22 protein-coding genes, 1 pseudogene, 3 riboswitches and 1 other annotated feature are annotated in these 25,098 nt (G+C 29.7%); of the genes and pseudogenes, 17 read left to right on the top strand and 6 right to left on the bottom strand.

Annotated elements, in window-relative coordinates; translation table 11 throughout:
* Positions 1 to 26 precede the first annotated feature (26 nt).
* Entirely contained in the window at positions 27 to 1,343 is a 1,317-nt protein-coding gene (locus IO99_RS07625) for a hemolysin family protein (protein ID WP_035132074.1), read from the bottom strand.
* A 246-nt stretch (positions 1,344 to 1,589) separates the two neighbouring features.
* Positions 1,590 to 1,695: riboswitch (SAM riboswitch) on the top strand.
* Between the two features lie 89 nt (positions 1,696 to 1,784).
* Positions 1,785 to 1,902, top strand: a riboswitch (SAM riboswitch).
* 113 nt (positions 1,903 to 2,015) lie between these two features.
* On the opposite strand from IO99_RS07625, the gene IO99_RS07620 reads away from it, so the two are divergent.
* The 11 genes and pseudogenes from IO99_RS07620 (at position 2,016) to IO99_RS07570 (ending at position 14,942) form a co-directional block, all read left to right on the top strand.
* Positions 2,016 to 3,314, top strand: coding sequence for an O-acetylhomoserine aminocarboxypropyltransferase/cysteine synthase family protein (locus IO99_RS07620; protein ID WP_035132071.1), 1,299 nt, complete (start codon positions 2,016 to 2,018; stop codon positions 3,312 to 3,314).
* A gap of 4 nt (positions 3,315 to 3,318) precedes the next feature.
* The gene (locus IO99_RS07615) at positions 3,319 to 4,203 is read left to right on the top strand and encodes a homoserine O-succinyltransferase (protein WP_035132068.1); all 885 of its coding nucleotides are present in this window, start codon (positions 3,319 to 3,321) and stop codon (positions 4,201 to 4,203) included.
* Between the two features lie 40 nt (positions 4,204 to 4,243).
* Entirely contained in the window at positions 4,244 to 5,470 is a 1,227-nt protein-coding gene (locus IO99_RS07610; RefSeq protein WP_035132066.1) for a homoserine dehydrogenase, read from the top strand.
* 35 nt (positions 5,471 to 5,505) lie between these two features.
* Entirely contained in the window at positions 5,506 to 6,393 is an 888-nt protein-coding gene (metF, locus tag IO99_RS07605; RefSeq protein ID WP_035132064.1) for a methylenetetrahydrofolate reductase [NAD(P)H], read from the top strand.
* 36 nt (positions 6,394 to 6,429) lie between these two features.
* Positions 6,430 to 6,963: a methionine synthase gene (locus IO99_RS07600; protein ID WP_242844108.1), complete on the top strand. Its 534-nt coding sequence runs from the start codon at positions 6,430 to 6,432 to the stop codon at positions 6,961 to 6,963.
* Between the two features lie 137 nt (positions 6,964 to 7,100).
* The gene (locus tag IO99_RS07595) at positions 7,101 to 9,479 is read left to right on the top strand and encodes a homocysteine S-methyltransferase family protein (protein ID WP_035132062.1); all 2,379 of its coding nucleotides are present in this window, start codon (positions 7,101 to 7,103) and stop codon (positions 9,477 to 9,479) included.
* 369 nt (positions 9,480 to 9,848) lie between these two features.
* Positions 9,849 to 10,292 carry a hypothetical protein gene (locus tag IO99_RS07590; protein ID WP_035132060.1) on the top strand — a complete coding sequence of 148 codons (444 nt, stop codon included), beginning with the start codon at positions 9,849 to 9,851 and terminating at the stop codon, positions 10,290 to 10,292.
* 490 nt (positions 10,293 to 10,782) lie between these two features.
* Positions 10,783 to 12,192 (top strand): group II intron reverse transcriptase/maturase, encoded by a 1,410-nt coding sequence (gene ltrA / locus IO99_RS07585; protein ID WP_035132058.1) that lies wholly within the window; start codon positions 10,783 to 10,785, stop codon positions 12,190 to 12,192.
* A 157-nt stretch (positions 12,193 to 12,349) separates the two neighbouring features.
* Positions 12,350 to 12,581: a binding site (T-box leader), on the top strand.
* Between the two features lie 132 nt (positions 12,582 to 12,713).
* Positions 12,714 to 13,236: pseudogene (gene epsC / locus IO99_RS07580) on the top strand (serine O-acetyltransferase EpsC).
* 36 nt (positions 13,237 to 13,272) lie between these two features.
* Positions 13,273 to 14,202, top strand: a complete 930-nt coding sequence (gene cysK, locus IO99_RS07575) for a cysteine synthase A (protein ID WP_035132056.1) — start codon at positions 13,273 to 13,275, stop codon at positions 14,200 to 14,202.
* 155 nt (positions 14,203 to 14,357) lie between these two features.
* Entirely contained in the window at positions 14,358 to 14,942 is a 585-nt protein-coding gene (locus IO99_RS07570) for a hypothetical protein (RefSeq protein ID WP_035132054.1), read from the top strand.
* Between the two features lie 226 nt (positions 14,943 to 15,168).
* On the opposite strand, the gene IO99_RS07565 is transcribed toward IO99_RS07570, so the two are convergent.
* The gene (locus tag IO99_RS07565) at positions 15,169 to 15,648 is read right to left on the bottom strand and encodes a TspO/MBR family protein (RefSeq protein ID WP_035132052.1); all 480 of its coding nucleotides are present in this window, start codon (positions 15,646 to 15,648) and stop codon (positions 15,169 to 15,171) included.
* A 170-nt stretch (positions 15,649 to 15,818) separates the two neighbouring features.
* Between IO99_RS07565 and IO99_RS07560 the strand changes: the two genes are divergently transcribed.
* The 4 genes from IO99_RS07560 to IO99_RS07545 all read left to right on the top strand — a co-directional run bounded on the left by IO99_RS07560 (position 15,819) and on the right by IO99_RS07545 (position 20,420).
* Positions 15,819 to 16,340 (top strand): hypothetical protein, encoded by a 522-nt coding sequence (locus IO99_RS07560; protein WP_035132050.1) that lies wholly within the window; start codon positions 15,819 to 15,821, stop codon positions 16,338 to 16,340.
* Between the two features lie 102 nt (positions 16,341 to 16,442).
* A complete protein-coding gene (locus IO99_RS07555) occupies positions 16,443 to 17,303 on the top strand; it encodes a rubredoxin-like domain-containing protein (protein ID WP_051823993.1) in 861 nt (286 codons plus the stop codon).
* A 127-nt stretch (positions 17,304 to 17,430) separates the two neighbouring features.
* Positions 17,431 to 18,081 carry an FMN-dependent NADH-azoreductase gene (locus tag IO99_RS07550; protein WP_035132047.1) on the top strand — a complete coding sequence of 217 codons (651 nt, stop codon included), beginning with the start codon at positions 17,431 to 17,433 and terminating at the stop codon, positions 18,079 to 18,081.
* 350 nt (positions 18,082 to 18,431) lie between these two features.
* Positions 18,432 to 20,420 carry a methyl-accepting chemotaxis protein gene (locus IO99_RS07545; RefSeq protein WP_035132045.1) on the top strand — a complete coding sequence of 663 codons (1,989 nt, stop codon included), beginning with the start codon at positions 18,432 to 18,434 and terminating at the stop codon, positions 20,418 to 20,420.
* An 81-nt stretch (positions 20,421 to 20,501) separates the two neighbouring features.
* Here the strand turns inward: IO99_RS07545 and IO99_RS07540 are convergent, their stop codons facing one another.
* From IO99_RS07540 to IO99_RS07530, 3 genes are read right to left on the bottom strand one after another with little or no spacing between them, the layout of a single operon-like run.
* Positions 20,502 to 21,266, bottom strand: a complete 765-nt coding sequence (locus IO99_RS07540) for an ABC transporter ATP-binding protein (RefSeq protein WP_035132043.1) — start codon at positions 21,264 to 21,266, stop codon at positions 20,502 to 20,504.
* On the bottom strand, positions 21,266 to 22,354 hold the full coding sequence (locus IO99_RS07535) for a FecCD family ABC transporter permease (RefSeq protein ID WP_242844110.1): 1,089 nt from the start codon (positions 22,352 to 22,354) through the stop codon (positions 21,266 to 21,268). Before IO99_RS07535 ends, IO99_RS07540 begins: the two co-directional genes overlap by 1 nt.
* Before the next feature lie 8 nt (positions 22,355 to 22,362).
* Positions 22,363 to 23,388 (bottom strand): ABC transporter substrate-binding protein, encoded by a 1,026-nt coding sequence (locus IO99_RS07530; RefSeq protein ID WP_035132041.1) that lies wholly within the window; start codon positions 23,386 to 23,388, stop codon positions 22,363 to 22,365.
* Positions 23,389 to 23,524: 136 nt separating this feature from the next.
* Positions 23,525 to 23,694: riboswitch (cobalamin riboswitch) on the bottom strand.
* A 255-nt stretch (positions 23,695 to 23,949) separates the two neighbouring features.
* Between IO99_RS07530 and IO99_RS07525 the strand changes: the two genes are divergently transcribed.
* Together IO99_RS07525 and IO99_RS07520 are read left to right on the top strand one after the other, a co-directional pair.
* Positions 23,950 to 24,270 carry a (2Fe-2S)-binding protein gene (locus IO99_RS07525; protein WP_035132040.1) on the top strand — a complete coding sequence of 107 codons (321 nt, stop codon included), beginning with the start codon at positions 23,950 to 23,952 and terminating at the stop codon, positions 24,268 to 24,270.
* A gap of 159 nt (positions 24,271 to 24,429) precedes the next feature.
* Complete coding sequence (locus IO99_RS07520) at positions 24,430 to 24,606, top strand: (2Fe-2S)-binding protein (protein ID WP_035132038.1); 177 nt, start codon at positions 24,430 to 24,432, stop codon at positions 24,604 to 24,606.
* A 77-nt stretch (positions 24,607 to 24,683) separates the two neighbouring features.
* Here the strand turns inward: IO99_RS07520 and IO99_RS07515 are convergent, their stop codons facing one another.
* Positions 24,684 to 24,965: a hypothetical protein gene (locus IO99_RS07515; RefSeq protein ID WP_035132035.1), complete on the bottom strand. Its 282-nt coding sequence runs from the start codon at positions 24,963 to 24,965 to the stop codon at positions 24,684 to 24,686.
* Between the last annotated feature and the right edge of the window lie 133 nt (positions 24,966 to 25,098).

The following is a 25,098-nucleotide window of genomic DNA, read 5'->3' as shown; positions in this document are numbered from 1 at the left end:
TATTCAATTTAAGTAATTACTTTAAATTAAAATTCAATGTTGTTGCTTTTATTTATTATAAGATGAATCTTATCTATTCTTCTATCATCTAAGGCTAAAAGTTTTAGGGTTACATTATCTATTTGAACTTGATGGTTATTTGTGTCCTTAGGGAAAGTTCCAAAGGTTTCAAGGAATAAACCACCTATGGTATCTGCAACCTCTGAATCTAAAGAGAGATTTAAAAAATCATTCAAATCAGATAGAGTAAGTAATCCACTAACTATATAGTTTTCCTCATCTACTTTTTCTATTTCAGGTTGTTCATCATCATATTCATCACAAATTTCTCCCATTACTTCTTCAATAATGTCTTCTATGGTAACAATACCTGAAAATCCACCATATTCATCTATTAATATAGCCATATGATTCCTGTTTGTCTGAAGTTCTCTGAATAAATTATCAATAGAATTTGTCTCAGGAACAAAATAAGGTTTTTTCATTATATCTTTAATAGAAATATTATCTATGCCCTTTTCTACTATACTTGCAAATATATCTTTCATATAAAGCACGCCTACAATATTATCAAAGTCCTTATCATAGACAGGTATTCTAGAAAAACTTTCACTCAGGATATAACTTATGTTGTCTTTAATGGAATCATTTACTTCTAGTAGATAAGCCTCTGTTCTTGGTGTCATAATTTCTTTAGCCATGGTGTCATCAAACTCAATTATACCATCAATCATCTCACGTTCTATCTTATTAATAGCGCCCTGTTCTTGGCCAATTTCAATAAGACTTCTGATTTCTTCTCTTGAAACCTGATCTTCCATACCATCTGTCTTAATTCCAAAGAGTTTCATTATAAGATTAGTGGAGCAAGATAAAAACCATACGAAAGGTTTAGTAAATTTAGCTATAAGAACTATAGCTTTTATAGAAAACATAGCTACCTTCTCTGAATTTTGAAGAGCTATTCTCTTTGGAACTAGTTCTCCTAGAACTAACGTTAGATAAGATATAAGCAAGGTTATAACAACTAGAGCTATTTTATCACTGTATGGTATACCAAATCCAGATAGTGTATCTGAAAAGCCTACAGAAATAGATGTAGCTGCTGAAGCAGATGCAAAGAAACCTGCAAAGGTAATTCCTACTTGGATAGTAGATAAGAAATTATTAGGATCCTTTAAAATTTTTTGAAGAAGTAAGGCCTTCTTATTACCTTCATCCGCTAAAAGATTTAGTTTAGTTTTGTTTAAAGATACAATTGCCATCTCTGCAGATGCAAAGAAAGCATTTATTAAGATTAGTAAAAAGATTAGAATAAAACTGCCACTGGGGCTCCCGTCCATTCTTATATTCCCCCTTATTTTAAAATGTAGTGAGCTTATTATAGCATACTAATTTATAGGTAATCAAATAACAGACTTAATTATTTAAGGTTAAATATGGCAAAAGAATCAAGTCTCCTTATTAAATCTATGGATATATAGTATTTACTTTAATACTCTATGGTTTAATTAGCTATTAAATAAAAAATCTATTGACATAGATATTCATAGTCATTATAATGATATGTAATAAAATATTTAATATAATACTTATCAAGAGAGGTGGAGGGATAGGCCCTATGAAGCCCAGCAACCAATGTGTTCATCTACATATATGGTGCTAAATCCTACAGTATGAGCTGAAAGATAAGAAGACGATTGTTACAACCTCTTTCAGTGAAAGAGGTTTTTTGTTTTTAAATTGTTTTCAGAAATTATACTATTTAAAATTTAATAATGAAACTCTTATCAAGAGAGGTGGAGGGATAGGCCCTATGAAACCTCGGCAACCTTCAGACCCATTTGTCTGAAAAGGTGCCAATTCCTACTCTAATTTTACAAATTTAGAGAAAGATGAGAGGGAGCTATAACATGGGTACCCTTGTATGTAAATCCCCTTTCATCTAGATTATTTAGATTTAGATGAAAGGGGATTTTATGTTTTCTAATAAAATATTTTAAGGAGAGATTAAAATGGGAGAAAGAAAATTTAAATTTGATACGTTACAAGTTCATGGAGGTCAGGAAGTAGATAGTGCAACAGGCTCTAGAGCAGTTCCCATATACCAGACTACATCCTATGTTTTTAATAGCGTTGAGCATGGAGCTAATCTATTTGCTTTAAAGGAAGAAGGAAATATTTACACTAGAATAATGAATCCAACAACGGATGTTTTTGAAAAAAGAGTGGCAGCTTTAGAAGGGGGTGTGGGAGCTCTTGCAGTTGCATCTGGTTCTGCTGCAATCACATACGCAATAATTAATATAGCAGGAGTAGGAGATGAAATAGTTGCAGCTAGCACTTTATATGGAGGCACATACAATCTTTTATCTACAACTCTTACTAAGTTAGGTATTAAAACCGTATTTGTAAATCCAGATATCATAGAAAATTTTAGAAAGTCTATAAGTAACAAAACTAAGGCTATTTATTTGGAAACTATAGGAAATCCAGGGATAAATCTTATTGATATTGAAGAGGTAGCTAACATTGCTCATGAGCACAATATACCACTAATTGTAGATAATACATTTGGGACACCATACCTTATACGTCCAATAGAACATGGAGCTGATATTATAGTTCATTCTGCAACAAAGTTTATAGGGGGACATGGAACTTCAATAGGTGGAATAATTGTAGATTCTGGAAAATTCCAATGGTTGAATAACCCGAGATTCCCTGAGCTTAACAAACCAGATTCTAGTTATAACGGTATAGTTTATGCTAAAGATATAGGAGCAGCAGCTTATATTGTGAAAGCTAGAGTGCAACTTTTAAGGGATACAGGAGCAGCCTTAAGTCCTTTCAACTCATTTTTATTTTTACAAGGACTGGAGACTCTTTCATTGAGAGTAGAAAGACATGTGTCAAATGCTAAAAAGATTGCGGAGTTTTTACAACGACATCCACTTGTATCATGGGTAAATTATCCTAGTTTAGAAGGTAATAAATATTATGCTCTTTCACAAAAGTATTTTCCAAAGGGTGTTGGTTCCATATTTACATTTGGGATAAAAGGTGGAGTAAAGGAAGGAGTAAGATTTATTGAATCACTTAGCATATTTTCTCATCTTGCTAATGTTGCAGATGCAAAATCTCTTGTAATACACCCAGCAAGTACTACTCATGCTCAATTAAATGAAAAAGAACAATTAAATGCCGGAGTTACATCAGATATGATAAGACTTTCTATTGGAATAGAAGATGTGGATGACCTTATAGAAGATATAGATCAAGCTCTTAAAAAAGCAGTTTTAAAGGAATGGTGATGGAATGTCCTTAATAATAGATAAAAATCTTTTATCAGTAAATAAGTTAATTGAACATGGAATCCAAATAGAAGATGCTTCTCACAGTTACCATTCAGATGTGATACGTATTTTAATTGTAAATTTAATGCCTAAAAAGTGTGAAACAGAATTTCAGTTTTTAAGTATATTTGGCAATATGAATACAAGTATAAAGGTAGATTTCTTGTATATGAAAACCCATACACCACGAAATACAGATAAAACCTATTTAGAGAAACATTATAAATCCATAAGTCAGGTAGCAAATAGTAATTATGACGGCGCTATTATTACGGGAGCTCCCTTAGAATTTTTAGATTTTAATGATATCGAATACTGGAAGGAACTACAGAGAGTAATTGATTATTCTAATAAAAAGGTTAAGTCTACATTATATATATGTTGGGCAACAATAGCAGGATTATATCACAATTTTGGAATAAATAAATGTGTAACAACAGAAAAGATCTTCGGAGTTTTTCCTCATGTAATTGTAAATAAAAAGGAGCCTCTATTAAAAGAGCTTAGTGATGGATTTATAGTTCCTCATTCAAGATATGGGAGAGTTAGAAAACAGGATATAGAAAAAATAAAAGAATTAGAAGTCCTATGCGAATCAGAAGAATCAGGTATCTATATAGTAAGCACTAGAGATAAAAAACAAATCTATATTACAGGACATCCTGAGTATGAGAGCTGTACTTTAAAAAAGGAATATGAAAGAGATATAAAAAGTGGATTTAATATAAGTGTACCTAAAAATTATTTTCCAAGTGATGATTCTAGCCAAGAAATTGACTTAGATTGGAGTAGTAATTCACAGCGTTTATTCTCAAATTGGGTAAGAGAATGTTTAGTAAAAAGTTAAAATATGCAACTAATTATATTAAAAGAGGAGTGATATTTTTATGAATATAGGATTATTAGGATTTGGAACTGTAGGCACAGGAGTTTATGAAATTATATATAAAAGAAAAAGGATTTTTAGAACATTAGTGGGTGATGAACTATCTATAAGTAAAATTCTTATTAAAGATATAAATAAGGATAGGAGTATAAAGGAGTGTAAAAATAAACTAACAGATAATCCTTATTTTATTTTAGATGATCCAGATATAGATATAGTCATAGAAGCTATAGGGGGAATAAAAGAAGCTTATGAATATATAAAATATGCTTTAATAAAAGGGAAACATGTTATAACTGCAAATAAGGCGGTGGTTGCAAGGCATATGAAGGAACTTATAGATTTAGCAAATAAAAATAAAAGAGCATTTTTATATGAAGCTAGTGTGGCAGGTGGTGTTCCTATTGTTAAACCTTTAAAACAACAAGTAACCTTAAATGATATTAAAGAGATAAATAGTATATTAAACGGTACTTCTAACTTTATATTAAGTAAGATGATTAAAGAAAACCTAGACTTTTCACAGGCACTGGATATTGCTCAAAAGTTAGGTTATGCGGAAGCGGATCCAACGGATGATATTGATGGATATGATGTTAGAAGAAAATTAGCAATTTTATCTACCATAGCCTTTAAAAGAGAAATAAAAGAAGAAGATATTTACTGTAGAGGCATTAGAACTATTAAGGCAGTAGATATAAAGGCAATAAAGGAATTAGGATATACGGTAAAACTATTAGCAAAGGCTTTATTTAATGAAAATAACTATTATTTATCTGTAGAGCCCAATATTTTGTCTAAGGATTCATTTTATGCAAAGGTAGAAGATGCTAATAATTTAGTGTCTATTATTGGGAATGATATAGGAGAGCTGAAATTTTATGGTGCAGGTGCGGGTAAACTACCTACAGCAAATGCTGTGGTAAGTGATGTTCTTGATATTATATATAATAATTATGGAAGTTGTGGAATAAATCAGGAAGAAGATAAGTTATGTAATAATACAGATTTAGTTAAAGATATATATTATATAAGAATAAGTCCTAAATATGGATTAAATGAGAAGGTATTAAACCTTATTAAAGAAGAAAAAATAGTTGATAAAATTATAAAAACTGGTGAAAATATTATATTTACCTCTAAAGATATAGATTATGTGAAAATAAGTAGATTTATTAGTAACATTAAAAACTTCATTAATGATGAGTTTTATGCTGTTATTAGATAACAAATATTATATTATTCTAAGAGGGGGTATAGTAAATGCATATAAAAGAGTTATTTAAGGAAAAAGAAGTAGTTTTTTCTTTTGAAATATTTCCACCTAAACCTACATCATCAATAGAGACTGTATACGATACTTTAGAGGGATTACAAGGTTTGAATCCTGACTATATTAGCATTACCTATGGAGCTGGTGGAAGTGTTAATAATAATAGAACATGTGAGTTATCATCTTTAGTTAAAAATAAATATGGTATAGAGGCATTAGCACATTTAACGTGTATAGGTTCTACTAAAAGTGAAATAAATGGAATTTTAGAAAGTTTAAATGAAAATGGAATCGAAAATATATTAGCTTTGAGGGGAGATGTTTCTGAAGGAAATCCCTCAGTAGGGGAGTTTAATAATTCTCAAGAACTAATAAACCACATAAAGGAAACCAAGGAATTTGGAATAGCAGCAGCTTGCTATCCTGAAGGACATATTGAAAGTAGAGACATAGAGAGGGAAATTGAAATATTAAAATTAAAGGAGAATGCGGGAGCAGAGTATTTAATTTCCCAGTTATTCTTTGATAATAATTATTTCTATAAATTTTTAAATTCTGTAGAGAAAAGTAGTATAGAGGTACCTATTCAAGCAGGTATTATGCCAGTAACCAATAAAAAACAAGTTGAAAGGATAGTTTCTCTTTGTGGAGCTAATCTACCCTCCAAGTTCATAAAAATAATAAATAGATATGAGCATGATAAGGATGCACTGAGGGATGCAGGAATAGCCTATGCATTAGAACAAATAGTAGATTTAGTTTCTACTGGTGTAAGGGGAATACATCTTTATACAATGAACAATCCATATATAGCTAAAAGAATTACTAATAGCATTGGATCAATACTAAATTCTATAAATAAAAGACAAGTAATTTAATATATAATTAATGAATAAGGGAGGTGGAGCTTGCCCATGGATAAATTTCTACAAAATAAACATGAGGTTTTAAGATATTTAGGCTATAAAAATCAAGTTTTAGATAAAGTTACTAATGATTTAATTGATGAATTAATGGATGAAATGAGAAGTTTAATTAAAGCTAGATATGTATATAAATTCTTTAACATTAGGAAAGAGAAGGATAGAATATGTATTTTAAATAGCAATTTTAGTATAGCAGGAGAAGATATTAGAAAGCACTTGGATAAATCAGAAATCTGTATCTTAATGGCTGCAACTCTAGGAAATAGTGTAGATGAAAAAATAAGATATTATGAAAAGATAAGCATGACTAAGGCATTAATACTAGATGCTTGTGCTACAACAGCTATAGAAGAACTATGTGATAGAATATGTGAAGAGTTGGAGGAAGTTGTACAAAATGAAAACAATACACTAACATCTAGGTATAGTCCTGGATATGGGGATTTACCCATAGATATACAAAAAAAAATTTCTCGCTATGCTCAGTGCAGAAAAATCTATAGGGCTTACTGCATCCTCTAATAGTATTTTAATACCAAGAAAATCCGTTACAGCCATAGTAGGGGTTGTTAAAAGAGAGAATAATAGCATAAAAAAGATAAGCTGTTTACAGTGTAATAAATATTCTAATTGTATGTTTAGAAAAGGGGATGATAGATGTGGAAATTAAAGAAAAATTGAAAGAAGGAATTTTAATTTTTGATGGTGCTATGGGTACTATGTTGCAAAGTAGTGGATTAAAGTTAGGTGAATTACCAGAAATATTAAATATTACTGATTCAAAAATAATAATTGAAATACACAAAGCTTATATTGAAGCTGGTGCAAATGTTATTACTACCAACACCTTTGGAGCTAACGAAATTAAGCTTAAAAATAGTAATTTTAGTGTAGAGAAAATAATTCATTCAGCAGTAGAAAATGCAAAAATAGCTACTAAGAATAAACAAGCATATATAGCTTTAGATATAGGTCCCATTGGTGAACTATTAGAGCCCATGGGGACTTTAACCTTCGATGAAGCCTATAGTATTTTTAAAAGGCAGATTATTCAAGGGGTAAAAAGTGGTGTTGATTTAATATTAATAGAAACCATGACAGACTTATACGAAGCAAAGGCCGCAGTATTAGCAGCTAAGGAAAATTCAGATTTGCCAGTATTTTGTACAATGAGCTTTGAGTCAGACAAGAGGACTTTCACAGGGTGCAATGCCACATCTATGGTAATGGTACTAGAAGGGTTAGGCGTAGACGCTCTTGGAGTTAACTGTTCTTTAGGACCTAAAGAAATAGAACCTATAATAGACGAAATATTAAACATATCTAAAGTGCCTGTAATGGTCCAACCTAATGCAGGATTACCTAATATTATAAAGGGTGATACGATATTTAATATTTTACCAGAAGAATTTGCAGTTTACGGAGCAAAGTTTAAAGAAAAAGGTGTAAAAGTAATAGGCGGATGCTGTGGTACAACAGATAGACATATAGAAAGTTTAGTAAAAGCTTTAAAGAAAGTAGAAATAAAAGACAAGAAATATAGTCCTTTAAGTGGTGTATGCACTCCTACTAAAGCAGTAATTATTGATCAGGTCAAAGTAATAGGAGAAAGGATAAATCCTACAGGTAAAAAATTATTTAAGGAAGCATTAAGAAATGGAGATATAGATTATATTCTAAGGGAGGCTATAGCTCAAGTTGATGCAGGAGCCCATATTTTAGATGTTAATGTTGGTCTTCCAGAAATAAATGAAGAAGAAATAATGGTTAAGGTTATTAAAGAAATACAATCCATATTGGACGTACCTCTTCAGATAGATTCTACAAATGCTAAAGCTATAGAAATGGGATTAAGATATTATAATGGTAAGGCTATAGTTAATTCAGTAAATGGAGAAAATAAAGTTTTAGAAAATATATTACCTATAGTAAAAAAATATGGAGCTGCTGTAGTGGGGCTTACTTTAGATGACAGAGGAATACCTTCAAGTGGGGAAGAAAGATTTAGAATAGCTGAAAAAATAGTAAAAACAGCAGAAAGTTATGGTATAGATAAAAAAGACATATATATAGATTGCTTAACATTAACAGCTGCTGCTCAACAGGAAGATGTTAAAGAAACTTTAAAAGCACTTTCCTTAGTAAAAGAGAAGTTAAATGTAAAGACTGTACTTGGAGTATCCAATGTATCTTTTGGATTACCTAATAGGGAAATTCTAAATAAAACATTTTTAGCAGCAAGTTTATTTGCGGGTTTGGATTTACCTATAATAAATCCCTTAAATAAAGATATCATGGACATAATAGTAGCCTCTAAAGTTTTATGGAATGAAGATAAGGGAGCAAAGGAATATTTAAAATATAATGAAAATATATCTAAAGAGCAAATATCTATAAAAAAAGATGTAAACAATATTCAAGATGATTTATTTAAAATAATATTAAATGGTATTAAAGAAGAAGCCCAAATAGCTACAGTGAAGTTATTAGAAAATAAACAACCACTAGAAATTGTAAATGAATATATAATTCCTGCCTTAGATATTGTAGGAGAAAAATATGAAAATGGACATATATTTCTTCCACAACTAATCCAATCTGCAGAAACAGTAAAAGAATCCTTCAAGGTCATAAAAGATAAGTTAAGAAAAGGAACTGATGCTGAGATTTCAAAAGGAAAGATAGTATTAGCTACTGTAAAAGGAGATATACATGATATAGGAAAAAATATAGTAAAGGTACTTCTGGAGAATTATAACTATGAGATTATCGATTTAGGAAAAGATGTTTCTAAGGAAAAGATAGTAGAAGCTGTTATTAGAAATAATGTTAAGCTAATAGGACTTAGTGCACTAATGACTACTACTGTTAAAAATATGGAAGAAACCATATTTGAACTAAAAAGGACTAAGCCAGATTGTGTAGTTATGGTGGGTGGAGCGGTACTTAATGAGGAATATGCAAATATGATTAAAGCAGATTTTTATGCTAAAGATGCAAAGGAATCTGTAACCATAGCTAGGAAAGTATTGGGATAAAACAAGTTACATATTATTTTTGAATATTAAGGGTGTATTAATTTGAATATGCGAAAAGGCTATTGGAGAATTTCCAATAGCTCTTTCTTATTAACAACAGTATTTATTAGATACCTTAAAGAATAAGGACTTATACATTAAATTTATTTTATTATGATAACAAAGCAATGAAATTGGAAACTTTAAAGAAGTATAAAAATACGTAGCAAGTATACTATAGCAGCATATAATAAAATTAAGAGTAGTCATTAGTAAATGATTATTTTAAATAGACTTAAAAAAGCTGAACTTAATACTAATAATAGATTTTTATTTAATAAAATCTAATAAAATTACGGTTAAAATTTTAAAAATGAGAGGGTATAGTTTATGGAAAATAAAATAAATTTAAATACTGAAAATATAGAAGAAATATCTATTGAATCTGAAATTCCAGAAAATGCTGAAAGTATTATACTTCCTGATAGATTTAGAGATTTATTACCATGTGTATGTCCACAGAATCTTATTAATGAAGCTGGTGCAATAGACGGTGCAACTGTTGGGAGAGTAGTTAATTTTAATGTTTTGGTTAGAAACCTTTGTCCTAACAAGCCTTTTATCATATGTGTAATAATATACAAAATTGTTGGTACAACAAGAGTTACACTTGCTCAAATCGCTGATGTAGTAACAAATACTACTGGTACTACTTGTAGTGATTTTGTTAAACCTTTGACTGCAGTGATTAATGAACCTATATGTTCTAGTGAAAGAATCTGGTTCCGTGTAATTGGAAACTATGTAAACTGCTGTAATGTGCCTTTAAGCTAAGTTATTTTATCTAGAAATTTAAGTAATAAGGAATGGAGTATGCTTAGCAAAGCATACTCCATTTATTCTAGTGCGCCCAGCATGGGCGTAATCTTAAGGGTGAAAGTCCCTAACACGACCTAGTAGTGGTAAGTGTATAGCTTAAGACAAGGGTGTCCACCGTGAGATGGAATCTGAAGGAAGTCGGCGGCAAATCTCTGGTCTGACGAACAGAAACCACATGTAAGGCAGTACCTATGGGTAAAGTTGCTAGTCAAACTAAAGCCCAATAACTACTCGAAAATAGGTAATGTAAATGTGGCAGATAGATGGAGAGAAAGATTACGTTCTTACCTGGGGAGGTCTTAGATATACATTGTGGAAATGAATTTTGAAGCAATAACCTATGTAGTGATACATAGCTGAAGTCTAAGAAGTCAGCAGAGGTCATAGTACTCTCGCTAATCGCGAAAGCGAGTGGAAGGACTGAACGATAGGAGGTTTTGAAACTTTGAAGAACACAAAGAAATGTGATGAAAGCAGACAACTTCATAGAGAAGGTTACCTACAGAAGGATAGAGTGGAACTCGAAGAGTATGTAGGAGCGCCTAGCATTTCATTGACGTTAGAAAAGCGACAAGACGCCGAAATTAAATACTCCAATGGATTGCTAGAGAAGATTATAGATAGAAACAATCTAAATCAAGCCTTTAAAAGAGTTAAAGCTAACAAAGGAAGTCATGGTATTGATGGTATGAAAGTAGATGAACTTCTACAATACTTAAAAGAAAATGGCGATAGCCTTAGGCAATCTATATTGGATGGTAGCTATAAACCAAATCCAGTTAGACGTGTAGAAATTCCAAAATCAGATGGTAAGAAGCGTCCACTGGGAATTCCAACGATAGTTGACCGAGTGATACAACAAGCCATTGCTCAAGTGCTAATCCCAATATTTGAAGAGAAGTTTTCTGAGAATAGTTATGGATTTAGACCAAATAGAAGCGCTCATCAAGCAATTCTAAAATGTAAACAGTACATGGATAATGGATATAAGTGGGCTGTTGATATAGATTTAGAGAAATACTTTGATACTGTAAACCATGATAAGCTAATAGGCTTAGTTTATAAAGAGGTTAAAGATATTAGGGTAATTTCTCTAATAAGAAAATATCTACAAGCAGGTGTGATGATGAACGGAGCAGTAAATACTACGGAGAAAGGCGTACCTCAAGGAGGTAATTTATCTCCATTGCTTAGCAATATCATGTTAAATGAACTTGATAAAGAACTAGCAAAACGAGGATTAAATTTCTGTAGATATGCTGATGATTGTAATATATATGTTAAATCAAAGAAGGCTGCAGAAAGAGTAATGCATAGTATCACAAAATTCATAGAAGAGGATTTGAAACTCAAAGTGAATAAGGACAAAAGTAAGGTCGATAGACCGTGGAAGTTAAAGTATTTAGGATTCTCATTTTATAACAAGAAAAATGAGATGGGAATAAGAGTACACAGTAAATCCATTGAGAAATTAAAAGCTACGCTTAAGAAAATTACTGGGCGAAGCAATGCAATGAGCATGGAATATCGTGCAGTAAAATTAAGACAAATAATAATTGGTTGGATTAATTACTTTAAGTTAGCAGATATGAAAAGTACTCTTATAAGTCTAGATGAATGGCTAAGACGAAGGCTACGCCTATGCTATTGGAAGCAATGGAAGAAAATTAAAACAAAACATGATAATCTAGTTAAATTAGGATTAGATAGCTTCAAAGCGTGGGAATATGCAAACACAAGAAAAGGCTATTGGAGAATCTCCAACAGCCCTATTTTAGCAAGAACATTATCTAACAATTACCTAAAAGAACAAGGGTTTATAACATTAACTGAAAGTTATTTAAGATATAGGTAATTCTATTGAACCGCCGTGTACCGAACGGTACGCACGGTGGTGTGAGAGGACGGAAAATAAAATAATTATTTTCCTCCTACTCGATTTTAAAATTTTTTATAAACTAGTTGACATTTTTCATTTATGTGCATATAATAAAATATAATAATTTAAATATACAAATACATCGAAGAAGGAAAGTAATATTTAATGAAGATTCAGAGAGAATATCCATTAGCTGAAAGGATATTTATTGGAATTATATATGAAGTGCCCTTTGGAGTACGATACCGAATTAAGTAGGCTATCGCGGTTTTAACCGTTATATTAATAGAGTATGATAGTACTTGAAGAGTGGGGTTATTTTTTTACCAAATAGAGTGGAACCGCGGATATTATCCGTCTCTAAGTTTATCTTAGAGGCGTTTTTTTTTATCTCTAAAATAGCTTAAATATAGTATGAAGTTAATTATTTAGATTAAAAATAAGTATATTGTTGATTTATAGTTTTACAATTGAAAATTTTATGGAGGAAATATATTATGAACTTTTTAAAATCGCTTAAATATGATATAGACTCAGTTTTTCCAAGAGATCCTGCAGCTAGAAGTAGGATTGAGATATTTTTATTATATCCTCACATAAAGTCTCTTATATTTTATAGAATATCTAATTTTTTATATAGAAAAAAAATTATTCTTTTTAGCAAGATTTATTTCAAATATCAGTAGATTTATTACAGGTATAGAAATACATCCAGGAGCTAAAATAGGAAGAGGTTTATTTATTGATCATGGAATGGGGGTGGTAATTGGTGAAACAGCAGAAATTAAAGATAATGTAACTATGTATCATGGAGTTACACTTGGTGGAACGGGTAATGAAAAGGGAAAACGGCATCCAACTATAGGAGAGGATGTAATTATTGGAGCTGGTGCTAAGGTTCTAGGAAATATATATATTGGTAAAGGAACCAAAATAGGAGCTAACTCAGTAGTACTGCAATCTACAGAAGAAAATTCAACTGTAGTAGGAATAGCTGCAAAACCTTTAAATAAAAAATAATATTAAATTTTAATAAAATATAGGGAGGAATTACTCATGAAAAAGATTTATAGGAGTTTAACAGAATTAATAGGAAATACACCATTGCTAGAGCTTTCAAATTATAATAAAAAGCATAATTTAAAAGCAACTATAGTTGCAAAATTAGAATATTTCAACCCAGCAGGAAGTGTAAAGGATAGAATTGCAAAGGCAATGATTGATGATGCAGAGGCTAGAGGAATTTTAAATGAAGATTCCGTTATTATTGAACCAACTAGTGGAAATACTGGGATAGGGCTTGCTTCAGTGGCATCAGCAAGAGGATATAAAATTAAATTAGTGATGCCAGAAACTATGAGTATTGAAAGAAGAAACTTGATGAAGGCTTATGGAGCTGAGATTGTTTTAACAGAAGGTGCTAAAGGAATGAAGGGAGCAATAGCTAAGGCTGAAGAGTTAGCTGGTGAAATTCCAAATTCATTTATTCCCGGACAATTTGTAAATCAAGCTAATCCAGCAATTCATAAAGCAACTACAGGACCAGAAATTTGGGAAGATACTGATGGTGAAGTAGATATTTTTGTAGCTGGAGTTGGAACAGGGGGGACTATAACTGGAACGGGTGAATTCTTAAAGTCAAAAAATTCAAAGGTGTCAGTTGTAGCAGTAGAACCAGAAGATTCACCTGTGTTATCAGAGGGTAAAGCAGGACCTCATAAAATTCAAGGAATAGGTGCTGGATTTATTCCAGAGACTTTAAATAAAGAAGTTTATGATGAAATCGTAAAAGTATCTAATGATGATGCTTTTGATACAATTAAGGAACTAACAAAAACTGAAGGAGTGTTAGTTGGAATATCTTCAGGAGCTGCATTAAAAGCAGCTACAGAATTAGCTCTTAAGCCAGAAAATGAAGGGAAAACTATAGTTGTTTTATTACCAGATACTGGAGAAAGATATTTATCAATTCCAAACTTTATATAGAGTATAACTAGTTAAGGAGAAGGGAAAAAATTTATACCCTTCTTTTTGTTAATTGAAATTTAAATAATTCATATTGTATTGAAATAATATTTAATATAACATTATATATAGAAATAAATGATAATAGTTAAATTAAATGTTAGGGGCGAGGTCTAGTGGCAGATAAAAATGGAGATGAATATGTAGTTTTATCTTTAAACCAATTAATAATAGATAATGAGGGGAAAACGGGGATACCCTTCGAGGTACTGAGAAAGGTCTTTGGGTTCTCCATAAATGTAAAGGGACCTCATATTTATATAAAAAGTGCCTCAGATAAATTTGAAATTTCTACAGATAAATATAATAGTAAAGAGGGCTCTACAGATAATTTTTTACAAGACTTTAAATTTTTAAAGGAGAAATTTTCTTTTAAAGAATATTACCAGGGCTCTCTAATATATAGCTCAGACTTAAGGGGGCTTAAGCACTATGATGTATTAATTACGGAGAATTCAACTTGGTGTAATATAACCCTAAGAGGAGACTATGTAAATTATTGTGATTTCTCAAGTAATAAAAATATAATAGCTCCCCTTATGAAATTTTACTTTCCTAAGGATTATGATAAAATTCTTAAGGATATTTTAGAAAAGGAAAATGCAAGATATATATGTGATGAAAGAGATGTACTTATAAGAAAAGATTTTGATGGCAATACCAAAGAAATCGTATTTTCTCAGTTAGGTGGAAGTTTGTAAAATAAAAAGAGATTTTTTAGTAGAATTTCAATAAGAAATACATAGGATTTATTTTTAATTTGAAACTTAGGGAAAATACAAAATAAGGAATACTCTTATATGGTATTCCTTGTTTTGTGAGAAAATATTTATATTTAATCTTATTTGTTCTTGCGTAATAAGTTCCAAAGTGATGTAATGTAAAATAATAGAGTGGTAGCAAGTAGCAATTAAAATTTGAATATATTTAAATGTTTAAAAGAATTATATTATAATTTAAGTACGCAGCAAATATTAGCCATAAAAGATATGGTATCTGTAAATATGCAGCACATTTATTTATCTTATAAAAATTAAATATCATAAAGGAAACTAATACTATCAATACTAAAATCCAAATGAAAGCAAAGGTAAATTGATTTAAGTTGAAAAATATTATAGACCAAAAGAAGTTGACTATCAGTTGAACTATATAAAGTTTAAGACTATATTCTTTATATGGAGAATTTGATTCATAAACTATATAGGCAGAAATACCCATAAGTATAAAAAGAATAGTCCACACAATTGGAAAGACAATAGCTGGAGGCGCTAAATTAGGCTTTATAAGATTAGCATAAACTTCTCTACTATTTCTTGTAAGCAGTGAAGAGAGAAATCCGGTTCCTAAACTGAGTATTAAACTAATTATTAATGGTTTTAATTTAATGGTAGATATATTTGACATATTTTCACCTCCTTAATGCTATAGAATTTAAATTTAGAGTTCATATAAAGTATATTAAAACTATTATAAATTAGTACTTATATAATAATCATATTATTATGAATATATTTTAGATATAATTACATAATATTTATTTGTGAGTGAAACTCATATTATAGAAGGGGATTAAGATGAATAATTTATTACATCCAGTAAATGAGAATAAGTTTAAAGAAATAGTTAATATAAGATTTAACAACATTAATGAAGGATTTAATAATTATAAGAGTGCAATGTTAAAAAGCAAAACTTTAGAGGATGCTGAAGAAAATATAATTAAATTTATGGAGGAAGTTATAATATTAAATGGTGAGGATAACTCCTTTGTAGATTTATATTTTTCTACTTTAGAAAAAGAAGATAAAGAAAGACTAATAGGGTTATTGGAAGAAAAAGATAAAGAAATAATGGAAAGTATTAAGGACACTTTACAGGGAGACACAATTTATTTTAAGTTAACTAAAGACATCATACCATTTATAACTAGATTAAGTACTAGAGAAGTTCTATTCTGTACTGTATATTTCACAAAATACCCATTTACTATATGGGGTAACTATAATAAAAAATTTCCATGTTTTTATAAGGCAGATAAAGTATTGGATTTATATACTAATATTGCAAAGGAATGCGATGTTGAAGTTATTGTTTAATAATAGCTATTATTGACTAATTTATGAGTTAGTAATACTATATGTATATAGCTATAAGGAAAATTACAGTTATAATATAGGGTATATATGGAGGAATTCAACATGAAAAAATTTATTTGCAAAGTATGTGGATACATATATGAAGGTGAAAAATTACCAAGTGATTTTGTTTGTCCAGTCTGTGGCGTGGGATCAGAGATGTTTGAAGAATTGAAGGAAAGTAATTTGTTTAGTAAATTTAAAGTGCTTAATAAGGTTAAAGAAAACGATGTAGTTACATCTTTTTATTTAGCTTCTGTAGATAAAAAAGTTTTAAAAAAACATAAAGCTGGACAATTTATTTCTATAAAACCAATAACTGAAGGGGATAAATCTAGTGAGGTTAGACAATATTCCTTATCTATGAAGCCAGGAGAAGATTTTTATAGAATAAGTGTTAAGAGAGAAGATAAAGGATTAATTTCCAGATATCTTCATGATAATATAAATGTAAATGATGAAGTAGAAATAACAGAACCATTAGGTGAATTTATATTAAAGGATAACAATAAACCCTTAGTGCTTATAAGTGGTGGAATTGGAATAACGCCTATGATGTCTATGCTTTATAAGGCTATAGAAGAAGGACGAAAGGTAAAATTTATTCAAGCAGTTATAAATTCAAATGTTCATACTTTTAAAAATGAGCTAAGGGATTTAGCTAAAAAATATGATAATGTAGACGTAGAATTTTTCTATAGTAAGCCATTAGACAATGATAAACTTGGAGAAGATTATCAATTTGAAGGATATTTAACTAAGGAATGGATTGAAAAAAATCTATCCAAGGATGAAGAATTTTATTTCTGCGGACCTTTAGGGTTTATGAAAATGATATATGATGCTTTAAAGGCAATGGGAGTGTCAGAGCATTATATAAATTATGAAATGTTTGGTCCATCTGCTGACTTATCAAAAATGTAGTTTACAGGGATACTTCAAAGTATATTTGAAGTATCCCTGTATTTTTTTATATTCCCCTAAATAGTTATGAATATTTTAAGCTTTAAAGCAAAGAATAGCAATATTAATAATTATAGAGGTGAAATTTATGAAGAAGTTATTGTATATAACTGTAAACTCTAAACCAGAAGAGTTATCTGCTAGTAAAACAGTAGGTAGAACATTTGTAAATAAATTTTTAGAAAATCATAAGGAGTTTATTCTAGAAGAATTAGACCTTTATCAGTGTCACATACCTAGACTTGAGTACGAATACTTTGAAAAAAGAAATTGTATGATTAAGGAAGAAGATTTTAGTAAGTTGAATGAAAAACAACAAGAAGAAGTTCATAAAATTGTAAAACTTGTGGATCAATTCAAAGAAGCTGACTTATATGTAATAGCAGCGCCGATGTGGAGTCTTTCCTTTCCAGCTCCATTAAAGGAATATATTGATTGTATAGTTATGGATGGAAAAACTATAAAAATATCAGAAAACAAAATGGAAGGACTATTAAATGACAAACCAAGGGCTATGGTATATATCCAATCATCAGGAGCACCTATTCCATGGATGTTAAGGTCTATTTTTAATAAAGGACTTGATTATGTAAGAGATATAATGAAGTATATAGGAATTAAGAAATTTGAGGAACTATTGGTGGATGGAACAGGTTTTACTGAAGAAGAAAGAAGAGAAGCTATAGAAGAGGCTAACAAAGAAGTAAATAAACTTATAGAAGAAATTTGGGAAAAATAATCAACATATTACAAAAACTGTTAATATTCTACATATTAATAGTTTTTTTGCGTATACATAGGATGTTTTTTTTTACTAAAGTGTTTATTATAACTCCGTTGATACGATTATAATTGTGTAACCTTTAATAAACAAAAAAAAATTATATATTTTTATTAATAACATTACTATTTAATTTTAATATAGTTATATATTATAGAATATTGAAGAAGTTTAAAATTAGACTAAGAAAGGAGATGGATATGAAATATATGCTTGTAGAAAAAAAATAATATATAAAAAGTAAAATTGTATGTGTTGAGTAGCAATGACTTATATGTAAGACTGGAATTAATTATAGGGGGAGAATTATGTTTAAGTTTAAGCGTTTAGGAACTAAAATGACTGTGTTTATAGTAGGCATAGTGTTAGTTGGAATGTTAACAACTCAATTAACAACTACTATAATAATGAAACAAAATCTTAAAGAAGATACAAGTGAAAGAGGAACTACAGTAGTAGCAGAATTAGGAAAGTCCTTTGAAAAGGAGCTATTACAGTATGAAAAAGATTTAAAATTAATTGGAGAAGAAAGTGCTTTTAATAAGGAAGTGCTTAAGGATTCTGTAGCTTTAGAAGAGGTATCATCATTATTTAAGAATTATACTGAATCTAACTCACAGATATTAAGCATATATGTAGGATTTCAAGATAAAAGTATGCTTGCAGAACCTACATGGGAAGTGCCAGCAGACTATGATGTAACCCAAAGAGAATGGTACATAAAGGCATCAGAAAGTCCAGAAGATGTAATATGGACAGAACCATATATTGATGCCGACAATAATGTTCCAGTAATTACAGCAGCAAAAGCTATAGTTGAAAATGGAAAAGTAAAGGGCGTATTAGCTGTTGACTTATCTCTAGAAAACTCTTTAAACAATGTTAAAGAGCATAATGTAGGATACAAAGGTTATGCGTTTTTAGTTAGTAATGAAGGAGTTGCACTATACCATCCAAAATTAATTAATGAAAACCTAAAAGAGCAACCTATGTTTGGTGAGATCTTCAAATCAGAATCAGGTTCTTATAAATTTAATGAAGGTAAGGAAGATTTAGAAGTATATTACTATACTATACCAAACTTCAATTGGAAAGTAGGAGCTGTATATAATGAGAAAGATATGCAAGCTAGCATAATTGAAATTAATAATTTTACTATGGCTATAACTTTTGTAGTGATGCTAGTATTAGCTATAATATTATTTATACTTATAAAAAGAATATCTAATCCTTTAGTTAAGTTATCCAAGGAAGCAAAGTTAGTAGCAGAAGGTGATTTAACAGTAGATATAAAATCTAAATTGAAGGATGAAATTGGACAAGTAACTAATAATTTCAATAGCATGGTTAAGGATATTAACAATATAGTATCTAATGTACAAAAATCTATATATCAAATCAATAGTGCTAGTGAAAATCTAAGTGCTATATCAGAAGAAACTACAGCTTCAACAGAAGAGATAAATGCTGCAGTTGCAGAAATAGCTAGAGATACCTCAAATCAAGCAGAGACTATTGTAGGTATAGTAGACAAGGTAGAAAAACTTAATGAATCCATTGAAGATATTAATAATATTATCAATAAAATGAATGAACTATCCAATTCTTCTACAGCAGCATCAGAATTAGGCTTAGAAAATGTAAGTAATTTAAATATAAAAATTAATGAAAACACTACTGAACTTAATAAGGTAAATGACATATTCCAGGGATTAGTTTACAAGCTACAAGAAATAGATAAGGTTATCGATATGATAACTAATATATCTGATCAAACTAACTTACTAGCTCTTAATGCAAGTATAGAAGCAGCCAGAGCTGGAGATGCTGGAAAAGGATTTGCTGTGGTAGCAGAAGAAGTTAGAAAATTAGCAGAGCAATCTAGTGATGCAACAAATAAGATTAAGGAATCTTTAACTAATATAAATAAAGAAACTAATAATGTGAAAAGTGCAATACTTTATGCTAATGATATAAACAAAGAAACTGCAAATGCTGTATTAAGTACAGAACAATCTTTTAATTCTATTAATGATGAGTTACAAGAAATAGTTGAATTAATAAGAGAAACAAGTCATAGAACAGAAGATATTAATAACTATAGTGGAAATATCTTAGGTGGAGTAGAAGACATTTCAAATAATGCACAACAGAATGCATCTACCGTTGAAGAAGTTAGTGCTTCTATAGATGAACAAAGCGTTGTATTTGGAAGTATAGCACAACACTCTGAAGAATTATCACAATCTTGTCATGATTTATCGCAATTAATTAATCATTTTAAAGTAAGTAAGTAGAAATATTTTTTAGACTATAATAATGAAATAAATTATGGATAAAATAAAGGGTATCTCAAGTTGTGGAGATACCCTTTATTGTTACATAGGGTTATAACAAATATTTAATAAAGTAGTTGTAGGATTTTCTATAATCACTGAGTCAACTCCATAAACATCTTTAATTAACTTAGAAGTAAGAATTTCTTTAGGTGTACCATAAGCAACGATTATACCTTCTTTTAAAACATAAAGTTTGTCACAATACATTGCTGCAATATTTAAATCATGAATTGCAGCCACTACTTCTATGTTAAGATTTTTTACAATACTCATAAGCTGAATTTGATATTTTATATCTAAATGATTAGTTGGCTCATCCAAGATCAAACATTCAGTTTGTTGTGCTAATGCTCTAGCAAGAATAATACGTTGTTGTTCACCACCGGAAAGAGTTAAAAAGCTTCTATTTATAAAATTTACCATTCCTACTTTATCTAAGGCATCATAAATTATATCGTAGTCCTCTTTTGTATCTCTATCTAAAAATTTTTTATGTGGAGACCTACCCATGAGTAATATATCTTTTACAGAAAAATCAAAATTATAATTATTATGTTGAGAAAGAACAGCTAATTTTTTAGAGCTTTCTCTTACTGTAATTTTACTTAAGTCAATATCATCTAATTTTATTATGCCACTATTGGGTTTTAAGTTTCTATAGATACACTTTAATAAGGTAGACTTACCACTACCATTTGGTCCAATAATTCCTATGAATTCTTTATTATTAGCATTAATATTAATACCCTTTAGAATATCAGTATCACCAATTTTAACTTTTATGTTTTCTGTTGAAATATGCATTAATTGCTACCTCCAAATCCATAGGATTTTTTTATCATAAGCGATACAAAGCAAGGCGCACCTACCATAGAAATTAATATACCAATTGGAACCTCGGTGCCTTTTATTATAATTCTAGATAGTACATCTGCCCAAATTAGAAATATTGCACCTAGTATAGCTCCTATAGGAATTATTTTTTTATGATCTGTACCAAATAGTATTCTAACTATATGGGGGATTATAAGTCCAATAAATCCAATCATACCTGAGGAATATACTATTACACCAATCATTAAAGAAGTAATAATTAAATAAATGATTCTAAATCTATGTAAATCAGTACCTAAAGTAACAGATACTTCATCACCTAAAAGCATTAGGTTTAGAGTTCTATATTGGGTCATAAAGAATAATGTTCCTATAAAAATAATAGGGAGTATAAAAGAAATTTCATTCCAATTAGCACCAGCTAAACTACCCATAAGCCAAAAACTAATGTTTTTCATTCCTTGAGAATCATTGGTAATATAAACTATAAAGCTTGAAAATGCACTACATACAGAGCTGAGAGCCATTCCGGAAAGAAGTAATTTTACAGAATTCGTTCTTCCACCTATATTAGAAAGCATTAAAACTAGCATTGAGATAGAAAAAGCGCCTATAAATCCCATTATTCCAATATAACTGCTACCTAAACTTGCGCCAATACCGAGTAGAATTGCTAAAGTAGCCCCAAGGGATGCTCCAGAAGATATTCCTAAAATATAGGGGTCGGCTAACGGGTTTTTAACAATGGCTTGCATTACAATTCCAATTACGGATAATCCCATTCCAACGGCTATAGCTAAAACTGTTCTAGGCATTCTAATCAACCATATAACATCTATTTTAGCAGCACTTGTAGAGATCTCACCTATATTAAAAAGTTTATAAAGAATAATCCCATATACTTCTTTCATGGATATATTTACTGAGCCAATAGTAACAGCTAGTCCTATTGAAAGAATAAGTATTATTAAAAGAACAAGAGAAGTACCTATATAAATAGGCATTCTCTTAAAAATATTAGAATATCTAGCTTCGTGTAAATTTTTATTTTTAATCATCATAATTACTACTTACCTAAAGTTCCATATAAACCTTCAGAGAAAGTATTTATTCCATCTATAGTTCTGATGCCACTAGAATACATTTCTCCTAAAGATATAGGATATACTCTTTTATTTTTAATAGCTGAAAGTGTTTGAAGAGATTCATCTTTTAAAATTTTATCTACTTCTTGTTGAGGAATGTTTTCATCGCCTCTATCCATATAAACTACAAATATACAATCAGGGTTAAGAGTTATTAAGTCTTCTTTACCAATACTGTTTCCTTCGGGATTTAATAAATTAGCTCCAAGTTTTGTTATCATATCACCAGCTAAAGTGCTAGCTCCATAAGTGCTGATTTTATCATCAAAGAATTCTACAACTAAAGCATTTTGCTTTTCTTTATCTTTAACTGAATTAGCAGTATTTTCAGCGGCTTCAGTAATTTTATTCACTAGAGCTTGTGCTTTATCTTCAACATTGAAAATTTTTCCTAAGTTTAATATATCAGTAATTTCATTATCAATAGTTTTCTCTTCAGCAACACCACTATTTAAAGACATATATGTATTAGTACCATTATCATTCCAATAAGATACATCACCAAGATTTTTATCCTTAAAAAGTGAATACCAGCCAAGAATGAAGTCAGGTTCAGACATAACTACAGTTTCTTTTGAAGGAGTAAATTCCTTTAAATAATTAACTTTTTCAAAAGCAGATTTGTATTCTTCTTTTACAGGATGGTCAAGACCAGCAGCAGCTACTATTTTATCTTCAAGACCTAAAGCAAGAAGAGTTTCTATAGAGTTTTGATATACAGCAAAAACTTTTTCAGGTGCTTTATGAAAAGTTAGTTTTATAGGTTCTTTTGTGAAGTTATAAGTTTCAATTGTTACTGGATAATGAGAATCTTTAGATTCGTTTTTAGATGAATTAGATTTCTCAGAAGAAGTGTTTTTATCAGATTTGTTATTACTACAACCTACTAGACTAAGGATAAGTAATAAGCTCAATAGAAGTGAAGTGATTTTTTTTAAGTGTTTCATTGTAATTCTCCTTTAACATTATAATTATAATCAGTTAAATATTATAATTTGTATGAATATAAGGATACTCTTGATAAAACCATAGACAATAAAAGTATAGTTGTCATGGCAAATATCACTCTTTACTCGAAGAGTATCGATATTTTTAATATTGGTAAGTATCCTGACTTATAGATCATTATATTAATTAACCTTCCCAAACAAAAGTTCAGTGGTATAAATAATTAATATTCCCTAATTACAGTAGCGGTACTGTGTGGAAATTTCATCCATCTTCCTTTGAAAACCAATATCATTCATATGTTATTATATTTCAACAATCCATACTTTATCATAGTTGAGAAAGGTTGTCAATGAATAGAAAGGAAGAACTCTTTAAATTTCCGGCAGGCGCAAATAAATTCTATACTGAATATATTATTAAAAATAACAAAGAATAGAATTGTAGCTACATCAACCATGGACGATGAATAGTGAATATATAATAATAAATATTGATTAATAAAAACTATTAGGTTATAATGGAAATATATAAATAAGAGATTTAAGGAGGAATATGAAATGTCACTAGAACAAATCGTATGTTTATGTAATGGAGTTACTTATGCTCAAGTAAGAGAAGCTATGGCTCAAGGGGCTAGAACAGTACAAGATATTCAGGCTGCTACAGGAGCAGGAGATGTTTGCGGAGGATGTATTGAAAGAATTGAAAAAATATTAGGTGATGTATGTACATGTAGAAATGTTTCTACCGAAGAGGTGGTAAAAGCAATACAAAATGGAGATACTACCGTAGAAAAAGTAGGTGTAACTACAGGGGCAGGAACAGCATGTGGAAAATGTAAATGTGTTATTGAGAGTTTAATTGAATCAAATAAATAATATGTTTTAATGTTACAAACAATTTCATTGGCTGTAAATCTAAAATCTAAAAATATAGTGTATTGAAATGTGATTTATAGTAATACTATTATAGAATAATTACATTATATATGATTAATTATGTTAATCATATATGTCTATATTAAGGAGGAAAAATAAATGTCAGAAAATAGAATTATATGTACTTGTCAAGATGTAGACTATAATACTATAAAGAAAGCCATTGAAGATGGTGCTAAGACTGTAGATGATATAATGGAAGCTACAGGAGCAGGAACTGTTTGTGGAGGATGTATTAGTGAAATAGAAGAAATTCTTCAAGAAGTAAAAAAATAATTAATAGAAATTTTTAGGTCTATATTGATATATAAAGTAGTTATATCAGTATAGACCTAAATTAACTTTCATGTTTATTAGTTCTTCATTTGATTTTTCACATCATTTTTTAATTCTTTAGCTATTGTTTTTCCTCCAACCATAGCTTTATTGTACAGGTTTTTAGCTAATTGACCTTCTTCTCTAACTTCATCTTTCATTTGATTTTTAAGGTCGTGAACAAATTTCTTATTTGAAATAAATTCTTTAATATCTTCCTTTTTTTCACCATACTGAATTTTAACTTCATTATACATATCCGTAACTTCACTAGTAACTTTATTCATACCTTTTTTAACTTCATCACCTATTTTATTCATAAAAATCGCCTCCCATAAAATTATTTTAAATGAAATTTAGTATCATATAGTAGAAATCATTATAAAAAATAAAAGTAAAAATTAATTCTATTTTCTATATAGTTTACTCAAATTACAAAATAATATTTAATGA

Origin of the sequence: Clostridium sulfidigenes (genome assembly GCF_000732635.1) — a bacterium.
Taxonomy (GTDB): domain Bacteria; phylum Bacillota; class Clostridia; order Clostridiales; family Clostridiaceae; genus Clostridium_J; species Clostridium_J sulfidigenes.
This window is presented reverse-complemented; position numbering and strand designations above follow the sequence as displayed.